The sequence below is a fragment of the Enterovibrio nigricans DSM 22720 genome, assembly GCF_900167155.1.
Classification (GTDB): domain Bacteria; phylum Pseudomonadota; class Gammaproteobacteria; order Enterobacterales; family Vibrionaceae; genus Enterovibrio; species Enterovibrio nigricans.
Map to the genome: position 1 here is coordinate 14,783 of NZ_FUXU01000046.1, position 21,398 is coordinate 36,180.

The window sequence follows — 21,398 nt, forward strand, 5'->3', positions numbered from 1 at the left end:
CTTATCAAGCTGACTTGTGCAATCTCACCTAAAATAGTTTACTGAACCATGTTTAAACACCGTTTAAATCGACTCAGATTTGTTAGAACTTTTTTAAACGACACATTGTAGCCATTTTACAACTAAGAGCCGCTAGAGAGCGTCTCACGCATTCTTGTTTCTTTTTGTAATAGGTCTTCTTGCATCGCTTCTTGGCGTGATTTACCAGGGTTGTAATTCCATCCTGGTTCAATGCCTTCTGGTAACACTTCCACCTCACCCGTTCGCTTGTTTAACCACTGCTTAGTGCCACCTTCTGGCGAGTCGGTCGATACCTTATCATCGGCAATCAGCTTCTCAGCTTCAAACTTCGATACTTGGCGTATCCAACATTTGCAGCCCCAACCATTCGGTGGCATGTGGTTATCCCACCACGGGTCACCAACAGGAAGCAGCGTATCTTTCCATTTAACGTGATCAACTCGATGCTCCATGGATGGCCCAAGCTGATAAAGCAAATAAGGCATGGCGCGTTTGGTTCGCTCGATGCGCTCCCATTGCCCCGCTGAACGTGCCGTTCTCATGTTGGTTTTGTAAATGGTCTTTACACGGCCTTCACTGCCTAATTGAACGGGCTTTGAATCTCCGCTCAGTGGGTCAACCATTTCTTGAATGCCCCACCAACCAGACTTAACCAAGAGTGGCTTTAAGATATCTTGAAACTGCTTGAACGTTTGGCCTTGCTCGATGGCCTCTTCAACAATGGCTTTCACATCCACAAGAAGATCGGCATTCAGCATCTTTGCAACAGTGAATGCGTTGTTGTGCTCTTGCTTCCATACGTCGCGATAGTCAAAGCCAGGTTCTATCCCTTTACTCTTGAACCACTCTAGTGATTCAACAGGGACAATGTTTTCAGACGCCAGGGCTTTAGACATCTTTAGCGTCTCCATAGCCGCGCATCTGGAACATGTATTGCGCCATCTGCTCAACAAACACGTCAGCGCCTAATGTCTCTTGAAGCTCTGGCAGCTTTTCTAAGAACGTTTCATAACTGTCTGACGCATTGGCCAGTTCGATGATCGGGTTCATGAAGTCTTCCGCAACTTCTTCCCAGTCGCTCATGGCCTCATCGGTTAAGTCGTTCATTTCCGCTTCAGCGGTTTTGCTCACACGGTTAATGGCAAGACCCGGGCGTTGTCTGTTCATCGCCGCTGGCATGGTTTGCGCTAAAATGGCAGAGGTTGGCATGAGCACTTCTTCGTTCTCATCGGGCTCAGGTAATCCAAACTTTTCACGTACGCTCGATGCAGAGACTTTAAAACCACGATCAATAAGAGGCGTGATGCTATCAACCAACATCTTCAAGTCTTCTGGCTGAGGAAGTTGAATGCGTACTTTCGGGTAATGCTCTTGCGGGCCCCAGTTCAAAATAATGTAAGGCTTAACTAGATATTCATTAATGCAAGACTGAAGCTGACGCGCATCCCACTCGGCAATATCCATACGCACATCATTATGCACGTTGGCTTGAGATTGTGAGCTGCCGTTATCAGCGGTCATGGTTTGACCAAGTACCGCTTTACTGGTTTGTTCATCACACCAACGAGCCATGTTTTCAAACAGCGTATTACCGCCATTGCCTTTGGCCGTTTCAATAAGCTCTAGCTTCATGGATTCAGGAATCACCGCACCTGCATCACTGGCAATACGACCAATGGCATTCACCAGAGTACTGATATCTTCGGTACTGGCGTTCGGGCCGTACTTACCCACACGAACCGGAATACCAAACACTTCAGCAAAGGCCCACCAATCACGAACCGTGAACGACTTAAGCATGTACATCACGGCAACCAATCGCGCTAAACCGTTGCGCCATACGCTGCCAGATTTAGATCGAGGCTTATGCACCATAAACTTATACGGGTCTAAAGGCGCACCGCTTGGCGCGTCATCGCTGATAAGCAAAATCTCTTGAAGCGTTTCATTATCCTGGCGTAAATAGCGAGGGTCTACCCATTTATAATCTTGTGGCTTCCATGGGGTCTGTTTGGTATCCCACAATATCTGCACCACAGACAAGCCTTTACCTAGGCCATCCAGCAAGTCAAACAGCAGCTCAGGGATTTGGTCATCATCCATAATGGCGCGAACACGTTCTGCCATTTCCACATCGGCTTTGTCTTCACTCGCCGCCACAACGGTTGGGGCAATCGCTGCCACGGCCAACTTACGGGTGCGCAGCTGCGCCGCGTAGTGCAAATCACGCTCTTCCATTTCTTCGGCAAGCGTCATGTAATCTTCGGGGTTGTTCCCATCCACCACACTGCGAAGTAATCCCGCTAATCGAAGCGGGTTTAAAGTAGAGGCGACACTGGCAGGTCGAGGGTTACGTACACTGGTGGTGTACGCTTTGGCAATGTCTTCAGACAGTAGCGTCTTATCGGCTTTTAATGGCTTGCCGCTTACATCAACAATTGAGGTCATAGTCTAATTCCTTTGCCGCGTAGGTCTTGGTTCGGCATATCATCAAATCGGTTATTTTCTTCGGCGGTGCCATGAAAGCGGCGTTGGTTTTCATCGGCACTGGCCTTGATGGTGTGCAAGCCGTAACGCGTCAAATCCGCCTTAGAGGCTAAGTAAGCAAACCAAATAGCAATGGCACTATCACCGTGTCGTTTGTTTCCGTTCTCGCCTTTGGTTCGTGTTGAATCAATACTAGGAACGCCTGCTTTAATTTGGATTTGTCCCAAATCAGTAATCACGTCCTCATGCTTTGGAAGCAGTATTTCATCATCTTCAAACGCAGCTTTAAATGAAGGCATATTCTCGCGGTAGTAACCCACAGATAGCATTACCTCAACCACTTCTTCGCCGTACTTGTATCGTGCTTGTTCGGCTAGGTACTGGCCATTACCACGCGCATCAAGATAAATACCATCACGCCTTGGGAGTTGATCACAGATAAAGTAAAGCGCTTGCTCTTGCTGCTTGAATGGCACATTGCCAAGTTCTAATAAGAAAGGCACCGTTCGCTTCACATCATTTTGAACGGCCATGGGTGCATAAACGGTTAAGTCACCAGAGCGCGCAAAATCCTCACCCAAGCAATGGCGCAGTTTAGGATCGAGTTTATCGAGCTCTGGCTGAACGTGTTCGTCTAACCACTCTTTCATCTCAGCTTCGCGAATGTGCTCTTTCGCTTCGTTAAACGATTTAGAGCCAGTGAAGCTTAATACTGGGCCATCTAACCGCGCAGCACGTTCACGTAAACCACGGCTAATGTAAGCACCACCGCCATTCTTCGGAACACATTGATACTCTTCAAGTGCATCTTCTTCGGTGGCCGTGTCACGAAGCAGGTTCGCTTTCCATTCATCTTCGAGTTCTTGCGTCCACGGTGTCTTCTTAACCTGGCATATCCGTTTGTATAGCCCTTGTTCGCAAGCGTCATTTAGGGTGATGGTGTGGATCGAGTAACGCTTTTTACCTGCACGACTGTCTTGAATTAGGGTGTTGAATAAATTCTCGATGCCGTTATGGGTACTGATTAAGCGAACCTTTGAACCCCACATGGTTAAGGCAAGGGCCGCTTTTAGCACTTCGGCTAAGCGTTCATGAAAGGCCGCTTCATCAATGATAACCGTGCCTTGCATACCACGCAGGTTAGAAGGGTTACTTGATAAGGCTTTGACTTTGAAACTAGACGCAAAGTTGATCACGTAAGTCAGAATGTCTTTGTCTTCATTCTCGAAGACTTCTTCACTGACATCATCACACGCGCAGCTGTAAGCTTTGGCCCACATCGAGACAGCATCAATGAACTCTCGCGCCATGTCTTTGGTTGAACCAACATAGAAGACATCTTCACCGCCTGCACTAGCAGAGGCGGCAGCACTCAATGCTGAGTCTGCCGCTTCTGCCCATGTCACGCCTGTTCGTCGGCTTTTCTCTGCAATCTTTAATTGAGAGTCATCCGCTATCCAGCGCTTTTGATAAGGCAGCAATACATCATTCTTATCAAATTCGCCAGACAAGATCGCACTGCGACTTTGTGATGTGGTTTCATTTTCCATCAGCGTTATCCAAGCATTGCACGAACGGCGCAATCTTTAGCTTCTAACAGCTTTCTTAATGCGATTTCACGCTCTTCATTATCAGGTAGGTCTTCAGCTATTAAGTAAGCCAACTCATTGAATGGTTTGCTGACCGTTTGTAAACGATCAGGTAAATGCAAGTATTTAAAATACTGAAGTATCTTCGGTGGTGACGGTTTCTTAATTCCCATTATGCAATCCCCAATATGCCTTTCTTAATGTCTTGAATGGTTTCAGCGGTTACGCCAGCCTGCTTCACAATGGCTTCAGTTGCATCGGCCACTTCTGCCGCAAATGCAGCGCGTATTTCTTTTTCAACCTTATGGCTCACCATTGAGGCTTGCTCGATACGTTGAATAACCAAAGCGAGTTGAGCGAGTGCTTTAGGGGGAATTACTTCACCGTCTTCAGCCGCGCTTTCCATCATGGTCATGGACGTTTCAAAAGCCATGGTACGCACAAACTCTTGCAGCAGCTTACCCACATCAGAGGTGGGCGCTTCACCCAGTTTGGTTGTCCACACTTCCGCCACTTCGCGAGACTGCTTCAAACGCTGGCCCATTTCTTCCATGCGTTTGGCGTATCGGTTAAATCCAGTACGACTGATTTTCACATCTTCTGGAAGTCCCGCATCATCAATCATTTCATTCACGGCCAAGCGAATGTCTTTCTGTGTCATGTTCCCACTGCGAATAAACGCATTCAGAGTTTGACGAATTTCATCAGGCAGCAAATCTATCTTTGATTTTCGATTACTGGCTGAACGGTTAACAATGGACATACAACACTCCTAAGCGCGTGGACGTTTTACGCCTGGCACAATGGCTTGGCCTGTTGCCACATCTTCACCACGGCCTGTAAGTTTTGCGACTTGGCAATCTAATACAGTACGAATGCTAATTAGCCCTTGCTCTTCAAGCCAAGATAAGTGCGTACGAACTGCATCACGGCTGATTTTGTGGCCGTAAGTATCAAGGCAAGAATCAAGGATAGATTCGTTCGCTTCATAGCCTGTCATGTCATGAAGTGACCGTAAGATCACAAGACGCTGGTCTTCTTTTAATAACTCTTTAAAGCCCATAACAATTCCTATTTATCATCTTTTAAACGTTGTTCTAATAACAACTGAGAAAGGTGATTGATGGGCTTGAGCTCTGCTCTAAGCTCTTTCAATTCACCACGCATTTCTGACAGTTCAAGACGAAGGCGATTCACTTCTTCGTCAGTGGGTAGTTGGTCTATTTTCGTATGCAGTTCATCCACATCGCGCCTCACTTCTTCAAGCTCATCACGCTTGGCGTACGTTTTAGAAAGCAAGGCGAGAACCAACATTCCCAATGTGCTCAACGCAGCCCATGCGATAGGCCAGTAAGTTTTGATCCACAACTCCATTAATGTGGCTCCTTATGTGATTGACAACTGACGCAGCGCACCGCATTTGGCATCGCTTCTAATCGCTTAGTTGAGATGGTGTCACCACAACTTAAGCAATAGCGATTACCGTGTTCATCTTCGTCGGGCTGTTCTATGCAGCGTGTACGTTGATGAGCAATGGCTTTTTCTCTGAAGGTTTGCTCAAGCTCTTGAGCCTTATCGAACTGGTCGGTCATTTTACTTTCACCGCCTTAAGTGCATCACCAACCATTGAGCCTGTGCCTTTGGTCATGCCACGCTTATCAGCAGAGCGCCAACCAAGGTAAGTAAGAAACGGTGCCATCAAACCCGCTGCAATTTCCCAATTTGCCCCCGTTCCTTTATCAAAGGCTTCGAGCAGTTCAAACAGGAAGATATAAGCAATGGCAGAATACAAACTCAAACGGCAACCCCAAGGGCGAGTGTGACGAACGTATTCATCTTCAGCCTTATCACCTTCACGAATCGTAACTTGGGTTTCGTGATGTTCGGCTTGTTTATCACCAAGCGTGAGTTCTTGGCGGCGAGTCTTTTCCTTTTCTAACTCGGCCTTAATCTTCTCAAGTTCAACCAAAGATTCAGGTGGTAAGTTTTGTAGGGCGCGAGTAACAGCCAATTCTTTCTGTGCCTTGTTAGCTCCAAACATTGAATCGGCTTGCTCTACCGCTTCGGCTACTTTGTCTGCCGTTTCACTACCACCAAACAAACTGGATATGCCGCGAATAGCAGCAGGGCCATATTCCATGGCAAGCGAAGCTACCCCCGCGATGACTGAAAGTGACATTCTCTTAAGCTCCTGATTTTTGAAACTAGGTCATTCCCTTGTGGCGTTTTCGCAATACCAAGGTGGCGATCAATTTCATTTTGAGAGACACGGCTCCACGCTTTCGAAAAGTAACTTTGCATGGTGGCATCGTGGCTAAATAAAGGCGGGTTTAATGGGACTTCAATACCTGTTTGAACTGCCTTCAACTCGGCATCAAGGCGCTGCTCGCGCCCTCGTTGTTTGGCAAAGTCCCAATTGCGTCCCATTAAGAAAGCTCCCAAGCAGCATTAGTCAAATGCACTAAACGGTTATACCAACCTTCAATGAAGCGACCTTGAGATGCATTGTTTTTAAGAATTCTTGCGTAGTAACGGCCACGACGTAAACCATATCGAGCAGTAAGGTATGACACATCATGACTATGAACCGCAGCGCGAGTGGCTGGGCCTATTGCACCATCGGGTTTTGTGCCGCTAATTTCTTGAAGAAGTTTGATTGCTTGCCTTGCGCCATGCTGTACAGCGCTATCCATATGGAACAATGCAATAGGGCCTGCCCATTCATGGCAATAAGCAGCTTTCCAATAGTTGGTATGATAAATACGAACGGCTTTATCAATCGTGAGGTTTTTAATATCGACATTTGGAAACGCTCGTTTGCTAATGCCAAACTTGGTTTCACCGCCAGCATCGAGAGGGTCGTTAACATAACCACCATCGTCGCGTAAGCCGCCTTCTGCCTGCAAGATGAAATGAACAGCGTGACAAAATTCGAGCGTGTAGCCTTTTGTTGAGAAGGGCCAATTTTTAGAGGATTCAAAAAGCATAAAAGCACAACCTTTAACTGTGACGTTAAATTGATTGTGCTTTTTATTTACTTCCTACATAAAAAAACGAACATTGCCCAAGCGTTAGCTTTCTGAGTTTTTAAACGCTATGAAATAAAGGTAAATCAGTTGTGTAAATGGGATAAGAACTAAGATTAGCATTATCCACCAGTCCGCTTTAAAGCCAAGTTTTTTCGCTACTCTACAGAGTGGAAATGCAGTTATCAAACCTGCAATGAGAACCACTATTAAATCAAATACAGTCATATTGTTTCCTTAAAATAATTTAGGCTGACGCTTTGCCATCTCTAATGAACGCATATGCCTTATAGCGACATAAACATTTTGAGTTGATAAATCATATTTCTTAGCAAGTTCTGGAACATTATTGCCATTAAACTCCTTCCAGATATGCATGCGCTTAAGCTGGTTTTCTAACAAGTCACCTTTCGGGAAGTAGTATTGTAAACCGCCTGTATCTTCACATAATCTAGCGAGTAGTACTAAAGCATATCTTTCGTCTAGACCTATCTTCGCAAGTTCTGAACGCAAACTCTCGTGGACGGTTAGCATCATATCAGGCCATCGATGGTTATTCCCTTCCGACGGTAGTAAAACTTCTAAATCATCAACACTAATATCATCGAACCCAAACATTTTAAAATTTTCGTCAATACTCATCACAGCCTCCCATCCACATGGCATAAATACAAAAACACCCCGCTTGGCGAGGTGTTTGTAGTATATGACAGTGTTTAATGGTGGGGCACGTTAACCAGTTTTGTAGTAGTTACTCGCATAATACTCAGCTAATAGCTCATAACCAGCTGGGCCTGTGCAATCGTTGTTCGATGGAATGCGACCACCACTTTTAGTGATCACTTCGGCCATCAATCGATAGTGCCATTTCTTTAAAGCTTCTAACACTTCAGCTGCTTGAGCTGACTTAAGCCAAACCGCCTTTTCAATGCCACGTCCATTTGATGCAGTAGTCATGCGTTTCACATAAGCATCAATGGCAACGTCGTTCGCATTGCGGATAAAGCCTTGTTTGTGCATGGTACGCCAAATTGCACGAATCTTTGCCACTTCTGGCGCTCTTGCTTGTGGTTTGCGTTTTGGTTTAAAGCCTAGCGCTTTCATTCTGTCTAACACTTTGGTTAGTTGAATGTCGTTCAAGCCTTTTGCACTTCGTTTACCTGTGTATTGCTCAAGAACGTCACGATAAGAATCATCTTCCATGGCAAGATCACGCTTAGCGATTTGGACAAGTTTGAGTAAGTTAGACATTGGCTAATCCTCTCCATCCTCAACCAAAACAAAACCGTGTTCTGAATCCACAGCACCAGTAATTACTTTTCCATTTTCGGTTCGAACCAAACCGAATTGCTCTGCGTTTTGAATTGCATCTCTCAACACTTCAAGTGCATGATCTCTTTCGTTCATTGTACTGTCCACCTTTTAGCTAAGCCGCTTTACGTTTGGCGTTCTTGCATTCCAACTGACAAGCTTTGCACCAACTCTGCAACCCATCAGGGTTTCTTCTGCATGGCGACCAGAATAAGGTGTCTTGCGGCCAGTACTCTTGGCAGTGTGGGCACCATTTCTGCAAGCCCAGTTCAGCATCGAGTATGGCTTTACCATTCGCTAAGCGGCGTTGTAATAAACCTGCTTTCATTAGTGGTGTGTATTCACCAAACATAATAAAAACCTCCTATAGCTTTGTGTTGTACTGGCTGCTCATCAGTACCTAGCAACCACGCTAGGCAGACAAGCAAGGCGAACCTTGCTTGTTTCGCTTTATTGCTCTGCATCCTGATAATGCTTCGATGGTAATATTCGATCTTGCCCCTCAGTGATAGAGAGCATGATTTTGATCACTTCTGGTCTCAGGAAGTATCCGTGCTCTAACGTTGCTTCAGCTAGAGTTTCAAGCGCACTACTTGCAAAGGCCAATTCTTCCTGTGGTGATAGTTCTCTAATCTTCATGCTCAACCTCCTTCAAGCACGTTGCTTTAGTCAGTTCTAACCCTTCGAGCTTTTTGAACTGACGACACAGCACAGAAGCTTTTGAGAAGTGAGGGACATGAAAGGCAAATATCTCATGTAGGTCTGGGTACTCTTTTTTAACTCGACGCTTGCCAAAAATTCTCTCTAGATCCTTTTTATGCTTTGCGGAATATTTAGCTTTGGTTTTTAAGCACCAAATATCTTCAATGATGTCGGGGCGATTTTTTAATTTCTCTTCATCCCAGTAATTCATCCAGTCACCTTTGATAAAGCCATCAACGTATACTTCCAGACATGTTTTTGATTCAGATACACGGACACGATTTACCGACACTTCATGGCCTTTGTAATTGAAAGCGATAGCAACCCAACCACCTGCCATTTCCGCTTCAATCTCAGCCCACATTTCTTTTGTAATTGGTTTACTCATTCTTCATATTCCTTTTCATTGCTTGATATGGATTTCACTCGCTTCGCTTTGGGCAGTGGCGTATTGCGCCAATCACCGCTGTGGTTATCTGCCCATTGTTCTGCTTCGACTTGAGAGCAGCGGCGAAACTTCATGATGTATTTGATTAACTGGTTAGGCCGCTTCGCTTTCGTCTTTTCCATTGAGTTCATCCATCATGTCTTCGTACTCTTCACGAACGTTCGAACTTGACTGGTTTAAAATGAACTTCAGTGCTGCGATATAGCCTTCTTCAAAAGTGCTATCTGGAAATGCAGTGCCGTCGTTTTCAATTAAGGCTTCAGCCATTTCAATTTCTAGATCAATCACTCTGCGAGTGTGGGCGGTAGTGAAAGAACGTTGCAGTGGGTTAGCTGTATGCATGTTGATACCCTCTATTCCGTTTGTCATAAACGGTCACAATGTTGTTGTTTCGAATTAGGAAGTAGGCGCAGTCACTTTCTAAAATTCGCTTTGGCTGCCAACCTGATTCTCATTTCATTATTCTTCGCAGTCTGTTCTTGCTTGGGCGGTTAGCTTTCGCCACCGCCTCTACAAGTTGTGGAAGGCTGCGACCCGTACGTTGTCGCCATCTTTCGATAGCATGGCGACTGACGTTTATCTCTCCATATCGGGTGCTTATCAGTAACATTCACACCTCGCTATAGCTTGGCGATATCAAGAGCGATTTGTTTGTACTGACCATCACCTTGGCGTTCATAGATTCGAAGGTAAGGCGTTTTACCAACAACCTTGATTGAATCGGCAATGGCGTCCATTGCTTCTAACCAATCAGGGTCGGTAATGTTTAGCTGGCGAAGACTAAGCACTTGGTTTACATCGATGTGACCTTGTTTGTTTACGCGGAAAGACAGATCAACCAGGGCTTTAATTTCATCGCTTGAATTTTCATTCCAACGGTTAATGCATTCGTCAATTTTTGCCTTAGCCGCTTGGATGCGTTCATCGAACACGCGGTGCTCTCCAATTGAGCGTTGCACCTTGTATTTGCCATCAAACGAAAGCAGCGTAACGTTGCCTTTGGTTCCGCCGTATTTCACATCAAATTCAGCAGAGCTTAAGTCTACAAAATCCGCGACATTCTGCATGGCCTCTTTCTTAAACAGCGCAAGGGTTTCTTGTGTCGCAATCGCTTTTTGTACGATGTCAGCAACAACATCATCACGCAGTAAATCAACGTCTTTGATTTGGCTTACTGGTACTTGGTGGCCTTGGCCGTTAAAGCGGAAACCTTCTTGTGGTTGGGTTTGATTAGTCATTGTTTTTCTCCACGATATTGAATGTAAAAGTGCCGTCTTTTTCGGTAACTTCAACTTCGTCGAAGTCACGTGCATCTAGATCTTCAATGGCAGTTTCAAGAGTGAATAAATCATCTTTAACGGCTTCTACTTTCTTTTCTAAGTGCTGACGTTGACCTTCTAAAAGCTCTATGTATTTTTCTTTGCTAATGGTTTTCATTGTTTTTCTCTCAGTTATAAGTTGGGTTTGCAGATTTGTTTTCTTGCGAGTTGATAACGGTGTTGCCTACATATTGCTGACACTCACCAGACCACCAACGCACTAGGCATTTACTGAATCGAGCTACATACATTTTGTTCAAAGTGCCGTGGCGCATTTCCATCACAGCAACCGCTTTATCCATTAACTTTCTTGAAGGGTTGGTGACTTCGATAACGGGAATCGCTGGCTCGTAGTTGATGCGTAAAATGAAGCAGTCAGCTAAGGTCAATCGACCACGGGCGGTTAATACAGCCTGTTGTTTTTCATGCGAGTTCATCATTAGATAATTCCTCATTGAATCGATATATATGACCAGGTGCCAGCAAGCACTCATCAGGTCTCATTTGGTCTAAATCCACCCCGCCATTTACGACATGAGCCACTCGGTCATACTTAAATACCAAGCCTTTTGAATCCTTAATCCACAAATTGGCTTTACCCTTATGGGTCGTAATCGTTTCTTTGCTCTTACTTACAATGCTCATAAGGCACCTCAATCGTTGGTTTCTAATTCAGCAAACGCTTTGCGCAGCACTTGCTCACTAATGGTTTGGCCTTTGGCAAACATCGCCGCCAGTTTGAGTGTTTTGCTTAGCAATCTAAGGCCACCTGGGCGCTCACTGATTTGCAGCATTAACCCGCGTTCAGACTCGCCGTTTACGTTCCATGCATCAGCAATGGCACGAACGTCTGCTTGCTTGGTTTTGTGGATGCCACGCTTTTTCGCAATGCGAGAGAACAAGCGCGCAAAATCTTCATTACGGCGACCGCCTGTAAGCTGCGTATATACTTTGTTGTTACCCACTAGCACCATGCCAACGCCCGTTTCTTCTTGCAGAATTCGCAGCTCTTCCAGTGTTGGGTAGTCAAGGTGATCCGCTTCATCAATCACCACCAAACCTTCGCTACCAATCAGACGGTTTCGGATAACGCGAGACAGTGGGCCTTTACGGCGTGGCGCATCGTCCATGCCTAGTTCCATAGCCAGTTCATATAGGCACTCAGTAAGGCTTGAACGGCTTGGGCTTGAAGTGATCATCCATACGTTGTTGTTGCTTCGTTTGTATTCGCGCAGCGCTTCTGATTTACCCACACCAGACGCCCCAAAAATAACCACGATAGATTCGGTCACTTGGGCATACATCATGTCGTCGGTTAGCTGCTTAGCTGTTGGTGTCATCACAAAGCCAGGGTCTTTACTTGGTGTGGCATTACGCTGTTCTCTCATGCGTAGCCATTGGTTCAGTTTTTCAATCATCTTGGCTGGGTCAGCTTTGTATGAACCGTTCAAGATTTGGCTTAGCGTGGCAGGTGATACGCTGATCTCTTTTGCAATCTGAGACGCTGAAACAGCCTTCGATTCTGTTAATGCACGAATGCGCATTAATGTGTCGGTTTGCTTAGCCTCTGCATTGCCTAGTTCAACTACGTTTGTACTCATATCAATCTCCATTTATGGAAGGTTTAAATAGGGTTTAAAGCTTGTTTTTGAATTTCTGTTCAAACAGGTTTGAAACGCTTTGGCTGAAGTTCTGTTCGTAATCTTCGTCTTCATCTTCTAGCGCGATGGCCTTAGCCGCCGTGTTGCCAATCGAAACTGGTCTGAATGGTTCAACCACTTTGCTTTCAGGTAGCGCTTCTTCTTCAAGCGGCTTCATCATTGCAGCCACTTCCAGTGCATCCATTTCTGTTTGAGCTTGAGCAGCAATCTTGTTCGCTTTGGTAAATTGTGTGCGTTTGCGTTTGTGCTCTCTTGCCGCTTGCGTATCGCCAAATCCAGTCTTATCAAGACATTCAGCGGTACAAATTCGAACCCCATTCAAGGTGTAAACCTCGATAGATTCATGCAGCTTTAATGGGTCGAAACGCGCCACGAGTTTTTGGCCAACATGGTTCATCATCGATTCGCTGTAATAGCGGTTCTTACGGCCTTTCAAACTGCCGCCAGCGTCCAGTGAAATAGTGCCGTGTTTAGACACTCTTACTGCCTCGGCTTGAAGCATCATCATTTGCAATTGGTCGGTGGTTGCCTTGCGTATTGCTGCCGTTTCATAGCTGGCATTGAACGCTTGGTTAAAGCTCATAAACCCTTTGCACACTTCGGTGTTTCGGTTCTCTTTCGCGTTGTACATTTCCACGCCTTTAGCGATGGCTTGTAGAAAGTCTTCCGCGTCGATCGCCTTGCTTCCGTAGTTGTCTGGTTTTGCCATTGGGTTCGGGCCTGTATAAGCGCCACGGCAAAGTGGATGTTTATCGATGTACTCTTCAAGGCCACCCACACCAAACGCACGTTCTATCGGTTTGGCTTGGCCGTGACCTTTGCCTAATATCACGCTCGACCAGTGCAACTTGATATTCATCATTGGGATGATGCCAAGGGGATCGTCTGCTTTTACTTTGAAGCGGTAACGGTTAGGAACGCCGCCTGTCATCCATTTGTTTGCAGCTGCTCTGGTGTTATCTAAAGTCAGTTCTTTAGGCACACCGAACTTTTCACAAACGTCCATTAATGAAAGGCGAATGCTGTCTGTGTTTTCACTAATGTCACAACGCCAGCCAACAATTTTGCGGCTGTAGATGTCTTGCCAAAACCACGTTTTAGGACGAAGAATTTCACCGTTAAACCACTTCACAAATACGTTGTGTTGATAGCCATCGCCATTGATCCATTCCAGAGCGTGAAGCCCTTCAACGGTACGTTCTTGCGGTGGGAACATTTGGTGCAGTGCGTGTTCACCTTCTCGAAGCATGATGCGTTGTTGTACTGGCACTTCATGTTCAAGGCGGCGTCCTAAGCTTTTTAGGCTTGGTACTTTCCAACCTTTAGATGGAGCCGTATCAATAAGGCGCTCATAACACACCGACATAGCAGGTTGCTCTAGGCTCAAGTAGTCGGCTTTGAAAAACTCCCAAGCTTCAGGTGTGATGTAGGCAAACTGATTCGGCTTTTGGGCTTGGGATGATTCAAAGTTTTTAGGCAACAGAGCTGGAGCCCAATCACATTCGTCTATCCCTTTCACCTTCGCGCAACTACGACGCAAAGTAGAAAGTGCCACGCCATATTCTTCAGAGACCGATTGATAAGCGTCCATCAACTTGATGCCGTTATTCTTAAGTACAAAGACAGCTTGAACGGCGCGCAATGCTTGCTGTGCTTTCTCTTTGGCAGCATTGTTGTTCTTACTCCAACGAGCCCAAAGCGCTTCACGGCAATACGTTTTTGGATTTTTATTTTGAGGTAACTTGAATACCTGATCGCCAACCTTAACTTGACCGTTAGCTTTGAATAACGCTGTTTGAACCGACACAGGTAGGATGCTTATGTGGTACTCAAAAGCTTTAGAACCCTGGCGTTTTCTCTTAGTGTCAGGCGTAGCTAATGAGTCTAAGCGCTTACGAACGTTGTGTGGGTGAGATGGTAACCCACCGAGACCAACACACTCTGAAACTGAAAACCATTCCATCGTCTAGCCCTCTATGCGCTTTTTTGTAAATAGCGAGAAGGCCAAATTTCTTCAGGAGAAACACCAATTTTGTCTGCAATGATGCGCTCTGCTTTTGGGTATTTAAATCTCAGTGCGTTACGAAGTGTAGAGCCTGCAATTCCATTTTCTTTAGCTAGCTTTTCGTAGTTTGTTCCACATTTAGCTAGTGCTGCTTTTATATCAGCTACGTGCCAGTCTCGATCAAGTGCGTCCATAGTGTTACCCTTATGTGTTACTTAAACGCGCAAAACGTATCGCTTGCGCTCTTATGTAACACATAATTGATCACAAAAACTCGCGCGTCAAGTTATTTGCGATCTTTTGTTGCGCTCTGCGCTTTATTTGACAGAACTAGGTATACCAATGGATTCAGAGAAAAACTTGGCAGAAAATGAAGAAAACTCGATGCGATCTTTATATCAAGAACAAATAGATCGCTTTAAAGACCGTTTAATGGAAGCAATAGGTGATGAGTCAGTGCGCTCTTTTTCGAAGAGGTGTGGGATATCAGAGAGTGTTATACGTAAGTATTTAGCGGATTCTTATCCAAATGTAGACAAGCTCCCAAGAATTGCTGAAGCTACTGGCCGTAGTATCGAGTGGCTGTTGACAGGAACCGAATGCAACTCTGAGGAAAAGGTAATTTCATTTAATGAAGAGTTTGCTCTTATCCCTGGCTATCGAATTCAGGTATCTGCTGGGCATGGCTCATTAAACCCAGATCAGCTAGAACCAACCAGGCATTTAGCATTTAGGCGTAAGTGGTTGAAGTACAGAGGCTTTAAAGAAAAAGATTTAGCGATCGTGTGGGCAAAAGGTGACAGTATGGAACCAACGATTCACAACAACGATACGCTTGTGGTAAACATGGAAAGGAAGAAACCATCAGATGGGCACATATACATCTTTAGAAACGGCGATGAGTTGTTTGTGAAGCGCTACCAAAGCATGTTAGGCACTTGGCGTCTGATTAGCGACAACAGCTTCTACAGCGATTTAGACATACCTAAAGAAGAACAACATCAATTTGAAGTAGTAGGCCAGGTTGTTCACATTGCAAAGGACTTAGGCGATTAGATTTAAATGTTTAAACTCGATTTAAACAGCGAACAAACAAAAACAGCCAGTGCTCACTTTGATAGTCTAAATCACATGAATTAGAAAGGATTGCTCAAATCAGCTAAAATTGCTCAACAGCCAAAAACGCAAGCGGGGCTCAAGACCTAAAATCTCAAACCCCGCACTGTATCTAGCTTCAAGCCTAATTTTATCCCACTTGATCCCTCAAAGGTCCGTTAGATCCCTAACCCTTACTTATTGTTCATATCATTAGTCTCTATACACCCGCCGCGCCGCCTGATAAATGAAACCGCTTAATCTGGGAAGTAAGCGAAATCGCATATTTCCCAACTTAAGCGGTTTTTTCAATTTAAGCGGTGGGTGGTTCAGGTGGTTCTGGAGTGTTTAAAAGAACATTAAACGAGTGCTTAAATGTCACTCGTGAAGTTTTATTACCTTTTATTGCTGTCAGCCGTACTGTAAGCACCGAGACATCAACAGGCACGCTTTCCTCGGTTAGTGCAAAAAGTGTTTCGGTAGTGTCCATCGACAGTATCGATTCTTCTGTTTCTGCGTTGATAAGCTCGAACCTAGTGACTACATCAGCTTCTGGTGTTCCATCGTCAAACCAACTCTGCAGTTGCTCTGAGGATACTACTTGGCTTAAACGATTGCGGTGTGACCACGTAACATTAACTGGCAGCGTGATTTCGTCGGCCCAATACTTTCCATCGATTCTGACGTTATTCACAGGAAAGGGTTTGTGCGCTCTGGCTTCAATTTCAGTGGTGAGAATTGTTGCTTCGGCCGCTGGTAATTCTCCTTTGGGAGTCACTGTCAAAGCTCTGGCTCTTACTGTTTCACCCTGAATGAACTGTTCAGGAACGGCATAACCATCAAGGAACAGGAGCGGCTCACCATTTATGTGTTCCTCTGGCTGAGTATCAAGCACACCACGAATAAGCGTGGCAACGTCATTCTCTACACTGCTCACAACTAACAGCTCGTTACCAATTTGCGCAATGGCTGGCAGGGCAGAGACATCATAAGCGTTAAGCACTTGAACAGTGGTACATAAGCGAGTGATATCCGCTCCAATGTTTGCGATAGTCGCAAATCCAGCCCGTTCGATAAATCGCCAAGTATTCGAGTTATCAACGTATAGCTCTGCGCCCAGCGTATCTCCAGTTGGTTTTTCTCCTAACCACGCAACATAACTTACATAGTCCGGTAATGCTTGAAGTTCTGATACATCGAGGGTCGTGGCTAGGCTCCAAAATGGCAGCTCGACTAAACTCTGAACGACAACGGGTTGAGGGGCTGAGATAGGTGGTTTTCAATCGCTTGGAGGTGGTGGGTCATAGTTTCCGGTGGCTGCTGTAAATACATCCTGAATGGCTTCTAATTTAATTTCTGGTTTATCCATTCCACCGCGACGTTTGCTCTGAATACGCATGATGTGATTCAAGCCAGCAGGTGGAAAAACGACTCTCACGACGTCACCAGGCTGATAGATGGCTGCAGTGGTGTCGCAATAAATCTCACAGGTTAGCAGCTCTGCGGATAGCACTTTAAGTTCACGCATTCCAACGCGCTGTGCAAGCTGCGCATCTCGTATCATTGGCATATTTAGTGATTCGCCCACGGTTCGTCCCGTGGCATGAACTAGAGCGGAATTGATTACAGTTAAAGCGGCTTTTTCATAATTTGCTGGCTCGGTATAGTTAACAGTTAATGTGTTAATGATGTCTGCTTGAGTGCGTCGGCTTACGTTTCTTACTGTCCGAATCGAATTGGCATTGAGTTCTGGGATTGTTGCAGGGTCATAGTCGTTGCGTGCCAAGCGCATAGTTATTTTCCCTGTTGATTCATCGGTAAACACATAACCGTTAATGTAGCGGCAAATGTCTTTGATAAAATCCTCAACAGACTGTTGTTTAGTCCAGAAACTGTTAAGCCCAAAACTTTCGCTGTAGAGGGTGTTGGCACAGCGAATGAAAGCGTCATCGTCAATATTGCTATTTCCAACACCCCATTCAGGGCATTCAATTAGCTCGTGGATAATGTGGGCTGGGTTAAGCCCACCGTCACCAATTCGTGCTTTGCTGGCATACCATATTGCACCGCCGTGCCAGCCTGTTGCCACTCGCTCTACTTCGACAGAGACGGCGGGCGGGTAGGTTGAGTTCCCCATTTCAGGCCGTCTGAAAACGAGAGAGCAAAGGTGTCTGAATGCACTGACTACTTTAATACTGCCGACACTGACGGAGCAGTGCTTTGCAAGATAGTCGTTCGGGGCTTGGTGTTGGTAGCCCATTAATACATCTATGTCACCGACAACACCACCATACGTGTCTCGGTCTCCAAATAGGCTGGGTTCGTTTATATGAATGCGTGAGTTTGATGTCGTGCGTCCAAACCTTCCGACTTTTTCGCCAAACCAAATCCTGAAAATTGCATCAACTGGGCCATGACAAAGCACCAAATGTTGGCCCCAAAACCAACGACGACCGACGACCTGCTTTTTCTTTTTACCCATTATCTGACTCCAAAAAGCGTTGAACTGTTGAGGTAATCACCGGATCGTTAAGGCTCAATAAAACGTTACATTCGATGCCTTCACGGACAAAGGAAAGCCAGCAAATTCCATATTGTTGCAATAGTGTTCTCGCACCACTGCCACAAAGACCAAGCCGCGACAAATCACGCGCATACATGCGGTTATTTTTTGATTTCTGCATAAGAAAGATCGCCCCACCAATACACTGTGCCTTCGGTTATTTTCACGCGCCCGAACACCACACCAATGGGTTTCCCTTCTTCAACGTTTGGAGCTTGGGGCTTTTGGAACTCTGTACCCGTTCCTTGATTGGCATTTCGGTAACTCATGTAAACCGATAGCGAGAAAAAAAGTAGTCCTATCCAAAACATGGGGTTTGTCCTTTTGTTTAGCGGTCGATGGGGTCGCCAACATATGGGTTTTTTGTTGGGAGGTTTAGTGCGCCACCAAAATTGGGGCCGTTTTGAAAGCGTTCAACGCAGGTGTAAATCGTTCGGTCACAACCCTCAACGAGACTTACTTTTGCACCTGGCTTAAAGCCAGGTATGTGTAAAAGTCGAAATTGTGTTCCGCTCAATTGGCTTTCGATAAAATAGTGGTTGTAGCCTTCCTCTAGCCTTCCAAAGCGGTAGTTTGATGGCAAGGCTCGATCGATAGTGACGACATCGCCAACGACCGTCATCACGTTAACTTGAGTGGGATAAAGCACTCTTCCACACTTGCGACTGCCTAGTGAATATCGGCAAAGAGGGGGGATGGTTTCGTTTAGTCCCGTGACCTGTAACTCTGTATGAACGGGTTCTAGTTCTACTGTCACCCAACCATCATCCCATTTCCCTGCAACTAGCCTGCCAGAGAAAACAGTCAGGTAGTTTTGTCCGTTTTCTGTGCGTTTAATGGTTACTTTGGGAGCCACGTTTAGCGGTGGATTCAATGCTAATTCAGCGAGCTTATTGCCCGATCGAACGGAAAAGCTAGTTTCACATTTCAGGGGGTCTGATGATTGCTCAATCGCACTATCACGCGAAATTGGCACATTTTGATACAACTCTCCTTGATACCTTGTATCGCGTTGTGCGCTAGTAAATCGCCAAAGGTCGCGGTGAATTTGTATTTCGTAAAGTTCAGTCACTGCCATAGGGAATCTCTGTAAGGTTGAGTTTTACCGTCATCATGCCTTTTTCAAAGTGCATATCGGTATCGTCGCTCGTGGGGCGCATCCTTTTTATGATGTGACCGGCTTTAAGGTCATCGATTGATACGGGCGTGTCGTCCTCGCTGTTGAGAGCCAATATCTCGTTACCTAGAGCATCTTTACCGAGTGACCGTGCGAATCGGTATTCGACATGGTCTTTCCACTCCAGCCTTAAATGAACGCCATTTGCGAAAGACTCTAAGCCCAATGGCTCTATCAAAAGTCGATTTCGAAGGCACGAATATGCCAGGCGAATTTCACTGTTGGGGTTCACCCACCAAAGGGCATTTAAACGGCCCTTTAAATGCCATAAAAGTTGTTTGAGTTGGTGCTGTTTTTCAATACCAATAGCGACAAGTTCAACGCTGCAAGACGTGCGACCAAAATCTTGAGCAATCGAAAAGTCGAGGTGGTTGCTCGCCGTTGTTTTTTCTTTGATGTTGAACTTAAACCCTTGCGAATTTGAACCTTTTTGGCCAATTCGGTTTATCAATACAGGCAGGTCTAAATACGTTTCTAACCATTGGAAACTTCTGATGTCGGTTTGCAAATACGAACCGTAGTTGATGTCCGTGAACTTTATGCTTAGAGCTTTAAAAAGGCTTTCTCTTGATGTTTCAAGTCCATCTTTAGAAATGCAATAGCTGGCTGGTGCGACCAAAGCATTGTTAAAGTTGTTAGAGAGACCTTTGTTTAAGGTGATGCCGTTTTCGTGGATAGCATCGATTTTATGCACTTCGAACTGTGATGGAGACTTATAGATCAGCGCATATCCATCAACATGAAACCCTCGAAATGAAGTTGTACATTCAATCGTTTTTTCGCCCTTAGAAGCAGAAACGCCATTAACCACGTCAATCCAATGAGGCACTGCGATGGGGAACTGACCATTACCCGCTATCGTGGTCATCGCTGATGCGCTTTCCAAAATGTTTGCGCGGTGTTTCACGCTGAATCGTTGTATTGGCAACTCAGCATTCTGAATTCGCTGTTCACCGGAATAGGTTCAATTACGGCGTTAGACCACGACCATGTTTGTTTAAGTGGGAAGATTGGGCGGTGATGCCATAAAACAATTTTTGAGCCAGTTACAGCCAACTGTGCTGATGCTATGCCAAACAGCCATCTAAACTGAGCGGAAACATCAAATTCCACATTTCGGCTTACATTAAGCGCATAGCTCCAATGCCCACCATAGGCAGGCAAGGTGCCGTTCTGGTCGTTGCCTATTAAAGAGATCCCCGTATCTCTGATTTTTTCCAGTTCTACCAGTGTTAATGGTTGTTCATAGCTCGACCACAATTCAACGCTATGGCTTGACTCTCCCGTAATAAAGCCGAGGTCTAATTTCTTAGGAGTTAAGAACAGTGAGTTTTTAAAGTCGCGGTGATAAAAGTTGGCTATTGGGAAACCACGAGATGCTGCCGGAGATTGGGGCCATCCGGTTTGCACGTTAGGCTTAGAACAAGATGCACTGACATAGGATGTGAAGTGTACGGGGTAGGGCTGTGGCAGTGGTGGCTCAAGAGCCAGCTCATAGAAAAAACCCGTATCTAAAACATAGCCAGTTGCCACGGTTCACCTCAATTGATTTTTAAGGCGACACCCGCACCGCCAACGGTATCACGGGGGAAGACTGCCCATACTTGCCCAGCCAACTCACATGTATCGCCGGGGCCAAAATACTTGGTGGAGCAAATCCTCATTTCTGGGATGTCATTATCCCTGCCTCTCCGATTCATTTTGTAGAACGGTTGGCACTGTCCCTAACGCCCTTTTCCCTTTTAGCCGATAACTCTCTCCACTTATCTGAATGATGTGAGAGTGATGAAGCAGTCGATCCAGCAGTGCAGCCGTGAGTGTGGTGTCATCAGCGAACGCATTTGACCATTGTGAGAACGGTAAATTGCTTGTGACAACCACGCTGCCCTGTTCATATCGTTTTGCGATGACATTGAAGAACAAGTTTGCTTCTTCTCTCCCGAAGGGGAGATACCCGATCTCATCGATGATCAGCAGCTTTGGACCCAGTACAC

Annotated in this window: 35 protein-coding genes and 1 other RNA gene; 1 reads left to right on the plus strand and 35 read right to left on the minus strand. The window is 45.6% G+C overall.

Annotated elements, in window-relative coordinates; genetic code table 11:
- Positions 1–122 precede the first annotated feature (122 nt).
- The 27 genes from B5D35_RS15105 to B5D35_RS15235 form a co-directional block, all read right to left on the minus strand.
- On the minus strand, positions 123–917 hold the full coding sequence (locus B5D35_RS15105) for a phage head morphogenesis protein (protein WP_078753382.1): 795 nt from the start codon (positions 915–917) through the stop codon (positions 123–125).
- Positions 910–2,469 (minus strand): DUF935 domain-containing protein, encoded by a 1,560-nt coding sequence (locus B5D35_RS15110; RefSeq protein WP_069669245.1) that lies wholly within the window; start codon positions 2,467–2,469, stop codon positions 910–912. The genes B5D35_RS15105 and B5D35_RS15110 overlap by 8 nt, the downstream gene beginning before the upstream one ends.
- The gene (locus tag B5D35_RS15115; RefSeq protein WP_170915192.1) at positions 2,466–4,058 is read right to left on the minus strand and encodes a terminase large subunit domain-containing protein; all 1,593 of its coding nucleotides are present in this window, start codon (positions 4,056–4,058) and stop codon (positions 2,466–2,468) included. Before B5D35_RS15115 ends, B5D35_RS15110 begins: the two co-directional genes overlap by 4 nt.
- Positions 4,059–4,063: 5 nt before the next feature.
- On the minus strand, positions 4,064–4,270 hold the full coding sequence (locus tag B5D35_RS15120; RefSeq protein ID WP_078753383.1) for a hypothetical protein: 207 nt from the start codon (positions 4,268–4,270) through the stop codon (positions 4,064–4,066).
- A complete protein-coding gene (locus B5D35_RS15125) occupies positions 4,270–4,860 on the minus strand; it encodes a DUF3486 family protein (RefSeq protein WP_078753384.1) in 591 nt (196 codons plus the stop codon). The genes B5D35_RS15120 and B5D35_RS15125 overlap by 1 nt, the downstream gene beginning before the upstream one ends.
- 9 nt (positions 4,861–4,869) lie before the next feature.
- A complete protein-coding gene (locus B5D35_RS15130) occupies positions 4,870–5,160 on the minus strand; it encodes a VpaChn25_0724 family phage protein (protein ID WP_078753385.1) in 291 nt (96 codons plus the stop codon).
- Positions 5,161–5,168: 8 nt separating this feature from the next.
- Positions 5,169–5,471, minus strand: coding sequence for a DUF2730 family protein (locus tag B5D35_RS15135; RefSeq protein ID WP_078753386.1), 303 nt, complete (start codon positions 5,469–5,471; stop codon positions 5,169–5,171).
- Positions 5,471–5,689 carry a TraR/DksA family transcriptional regulator gene (locus B5D35_RS15140; RefSeq protein ID WP_078753387.1) on the minus strand — a complete coding sequence of 73 codons (219 nt, stop codon included), beginning with the start codon at positions 5,687–5,689 and terminating at the stop codon, positions 5,471–5,473. Before B5D35_RS15140 ends, B5D35_RS15135 begins: the two co-directional genes overlap by 1 nt.
- Positions 5,686–6,276: a hypothetical protein gene (locus tag B5D35_RS15145; RefSeq protein WP_078753388.1), complete on the minus strand. Its 591-nt coding sequence runs from the start codon at positions 6,274–6,276 to the stop codon at positions 5,686–5,688. Before B5D35_RS15145 ends, B5D35_RS15140 begins: the two co-directional genes overlap by 4 nt.
- Complete coding sequence (locus tag B5D35_RS15150) at positions 6,249–6,524, minus strand: hypothetical protein (protein ID WP_078753389.1); 276 nt, start codon at positions 6,522–6,524, stop codon at positions 6,249–6,251. Before B5D35_RS15150 ends, B5D35_RS15145 begins: the two co-directional genes overlap by 28 nt.
- The gene (locus B5D35_RS15155; protein ID WP_078753390.1) at positions 6,524–7,084 is read right to left on the minus strand and encodes a glycoside hydrolase family 108 protein; all 561 of its coding nucleotides are present in this window, start codon (positions 7,082–7,084) and stop codon (positions 6,524–6,526) included. The genes B5D35_RS15150 and B5D35_RS15155 overlap by 1 nt, the downstream gene beginning before the upstream one ends.
- A 276-nt stretch (positions 7,085–7,360) precedes the next feature.
- The gene (locus B5D35_RS15165) at positions 7,361–7,765 is read right to left on the minus strand and encodes a Mor transcription activator family protein (RefSeq protein WP_078753392.1); all 405 of its coding nucleotides are present in this window, start codon (positions 7,763–7,765) and stop codon (positions 7,361–7,363) included.
- A gap of 90 nt (positions 7,766–7,855) precedes the next feature.
- Positions 7,856–8,374, minus strand: a complete 519-nt coding sequence (locus tag B5D35_RS15170; RefSeq protein WP_078753393.1) for a gp16 family protein — start codon at positions 8,372–8,374, stop codon at positions 7,856–7,858.
- Between the two features lie 3 nt (positions 8,375–8,377).
- On the minus strand, positions 8,378–8,530 hold the full coding sequence (locus B5D35_RS24340; protein ID WP_016076446.1) for a hypothetical protein: 153 nt from the start codon (positions 8,528–8,530) through the stop codon (positions 8,378–8,380).
- A 19-nt stretch (positions 8,531–8,549) separates the two neighbouring features.
- Complete coding sequence (locus B5D35_RS15175) at positions 8,550–8,786, minus strand: hypothetical protein (RefSeq protein ID WP_016076447.1); 237 nt, start codon at positions 8,784–8,786, stop codon at positions 8,550–8,552.
- Positions 8,787–8,814: 28 nt separating this feature from the next.
- Positions 8,815–8,885: hammerhead ribozyme type II (locus B5D35_RS15180), an RNA gene on the minus strand.
- Positions 8,885–9,073, minus strand: a complete 189-nt coding sequence (locus tag B5D35_RS15185; RefSeq protein WP_078753394.1) for a hypothetical protein — start codon at positions 9,071–9,073, stop codon at positions 8,885–8,887. Before B5D35_RS15185 ends, B5D35_RS15180 begins: the two co-directional genes overlap by 1 nt.
- On the minus strand, positions 9,063–9,524 hold the full coding sequence (locus B5D35_RS15190) for a hypothetical protein (RefSeq protein WP_078753395.1): 462 nt from the start codon (positions 9,522–9,524) through the stop codon (positions 9,063–9,065). The genes B5D35_RS15185 and B5D35_RS15190 overlap by 11 nt, the downstream gene beginning before the upstream one ends.
- Complete coding sequence (locus B5D35_RS15195) at positions 9,521–9,706, minus strand: hypothetical protein (RefSeq protein WP_078753396.1); 186 nt, start codon at positions 9,704–9,706, stop codon at positions 9,521–9,523. The genes B5D35_RS15190 and B5D35_RS15195 overlap by 4 nt, the downstream gene beginning before the upstream one ends.
- Entirely contained in the window at positions 9,678–9,926 is a 249-nt protein-coding gene (locus B5D35_RS15200; protein ID WP_078753397.1) for a hypothetical protein, read from the minus strand. Before B5D35_RS15200 ends, B5D35_RS15195 begins: the two co-directional genes overlap by 29 nt.
- A 278-nt stretch (positions 9,927–10,204) precedes the next feature.
- Positions 10,205–10,822, minus strand: coding sequence for a DUF3164 family protein (locus tag B5D35_RS15210; protein WP_078753398.1), 618 nt, complete (start codon positions 10,820–10,822; stop codon positions 10,205–10,207).
- Entirely contained in the window at positions 10,815–11,021 is a 207-nt protein-coding gene (locus B5D35_RS15215; RefSeq protein ID WP_078753399.1) for a hypothetical protein, read from the minus strand. Before B5D35_RS15215 ends, B5D35_RS15210 begins: the two co-directional genes overlap by 8 nt.
- 10 nt (positions 11,022–11,031) lie before the next feature.
- The gene (locus B5D35_RS15220; RefSeq protein WP_198557046.1) at positions 11,032–11,343 is read right to left on the minus strand and encodes a hypothetical protein; all 312 of its coding nucleotides are present in this window, start codon (positions 11,341–11,343) and stop codon (positions 11,032–11,034) included.
- On the minus strand, positions 11,327–11,548 hold the full coding sequence (locus tag B5D35_RS24345) for a hypothetical protein (RefSeq protein ID WP_170915193.1): 222 nt from the start codon (positions 11,546–11,548) through the stop codon (positions 11,327–11,329). The genes B5D35_RS15220 and B5D35_RS24345 overlap by 17 nt, the downstream gene beginning before the upstream one ends.
- A gap of 8 nt (positions 11,549–11,556) precedes the next feature.
- The gene (locus B5D35_RS15225; RefSeq protein WP_078753400.1) at positions 11,557–12,504 is read right to left on the minus strand and encodes an AAA family ATPase; all 948 of its coding nucleotides are present in this window, start codon (positions 12,502–12,504) and stop codon (positions 11,557–11,559) included.
- Positions 12,505–12,538: 34 nt separating this feature from the next.
- Entirely contained in the window at positions 12,539–14,527 is a 1,989-nt protein-coding gene (locus tag B5D35_RS15230) for a transposase domain-containing protein (protein ID WP_078753401.1), read from the minus strand.
- An 11-nt stretch (positions 14,528–14,538) separates the two neighbouring features.
- The gene (locus B5D35_RS15235) at positions 14,539–14,763 is read right to left on the minus strand and encodes a helix-turn-helix domain-containing protein (RefSeq protein ID WP_078753402.1); all 225 of its coding nucleotides are present in this window, start codon (positions 14,761–14,763) and stop codon (positions 14,539–14,541) included.
- A 148-nt stretch (positions 14,764–14,911) separates the two neighbouring features.
- Here B5D35_RS15235 and B5D35_RS15240 point away from each other — a divergent pair, with 148 nt between their 5' ends.
- Positions 14,912–15,625 (plus strand): XRE family transcriptional regulator, encoded by a 714-nt coding sequence (locus B5D35_RS15240; RefSeq protein ID WP_139367777.1) that lies wholly within the window; start codon positions 14,912–14,914, stop codon positions 15,623–15,625.
- 352 nt (positions 15,626–15,977) lie between these two features.
- Here the strand turns inward: B5D35_RS15240 and B5D35_RS15245 are convergent, their stop codons facing one another.
- From B5D35_RS15245 to B5D35_RS15280, 8 genes are all read right to left on the minus strand, one after another.
- Positions 15,978–16,601: a hypothetical protein gene (locus tag B5D35_RS15245; RefSeq protein ID WP_170915194.1), complete on the minus strand. Its 624-nt coding sequence runs from the start codon at positions 16,599–16,601 to the stop codon at positions 15,978–15,980.
- A gap of 342 nt (positions 16,602–16,943) precedes the next feature.
- Positions 16,944–18,146: a phage tail protein gene (locus B5D35_RS15250; protein ID WP_078753404.1), complete on the minus strand. Its 1,203-nt coding sequence runs from the start codon at positions 18,144–18,146 to the stop codon at positions 16,944–16,946.
- A complete protein-coding gene (locus B5D35_RS15255; RefSeq protein WP_078753405.1) occupies positions 18,139–18,348 on the minus strand; it encodes a hypothetical protein in 210 nt (69 codons plus the stop codon). Before B5D35_RS15255 ends, B5D35_RS15250 begins: the two co-directional genes overlap by 8 nt.
- Positions 18,329–18,538, minus strand: coding sequence for a hypothetical protein (locus tag B5D35_RS15260; RefSeq protein WP_078753406.1), 210 nt, complete (start codon positions 18,536–18,538; stop codon positions 18,329–18,331). The genes B5D35_RS15255 and B5D35_RS15260 overlap by 20 nt, the downstream gene beginning before the upstream one ends.
- Before the next feature lie 17 nt (positions 18,539–18,555).
- Positions 18,556–19,305, minus strand: coding sequence for a phage BR0599 family protein (locus B5D35_RS15265; protein ID WP_078753407.1), 750 nt, complete (start codon positions 19,303–19,305; stop codon positions 18,556–18,558).
- A complete protein-coding gene (locus B5D35_RS15270; RefSeq protein ID WP_078753408.1) occupies positions 19,292–20,311 on the minus strand; it encodes a hypothetical protein in 1,020 nt (339 codons plus the stop codon). Before B5D35_RS15270 ends, B5D35_RS15265 begins: the two co-directional genes overlap by 14 nt.
- Positions 20,308–20,937 carry a hypothetical protein gene (locus B5D35_RS15275; RefSeq protein WP_078753409.1) on the minus strand — a complete coding sequence of 210 codons (630 nt, stop codon included), beginning with the start codon at positions 20,935–20,937 and terminating at the stop codon, positions 20,308–20,310. The genes B5D35_RS15270 and B5D35_RS15275 overlap by 4 nt, the downstream gene beginning before the upstream one ends.
- Positions 20,938–21,081: 144 nt before the next feature.
- The coding region (locus B5D35_RS15280; protein ID WP_170915195.1) for an ATP-binding protein at positions 21,082–21,398 on the minus strand (317 nt) is incomplete at its 5' end.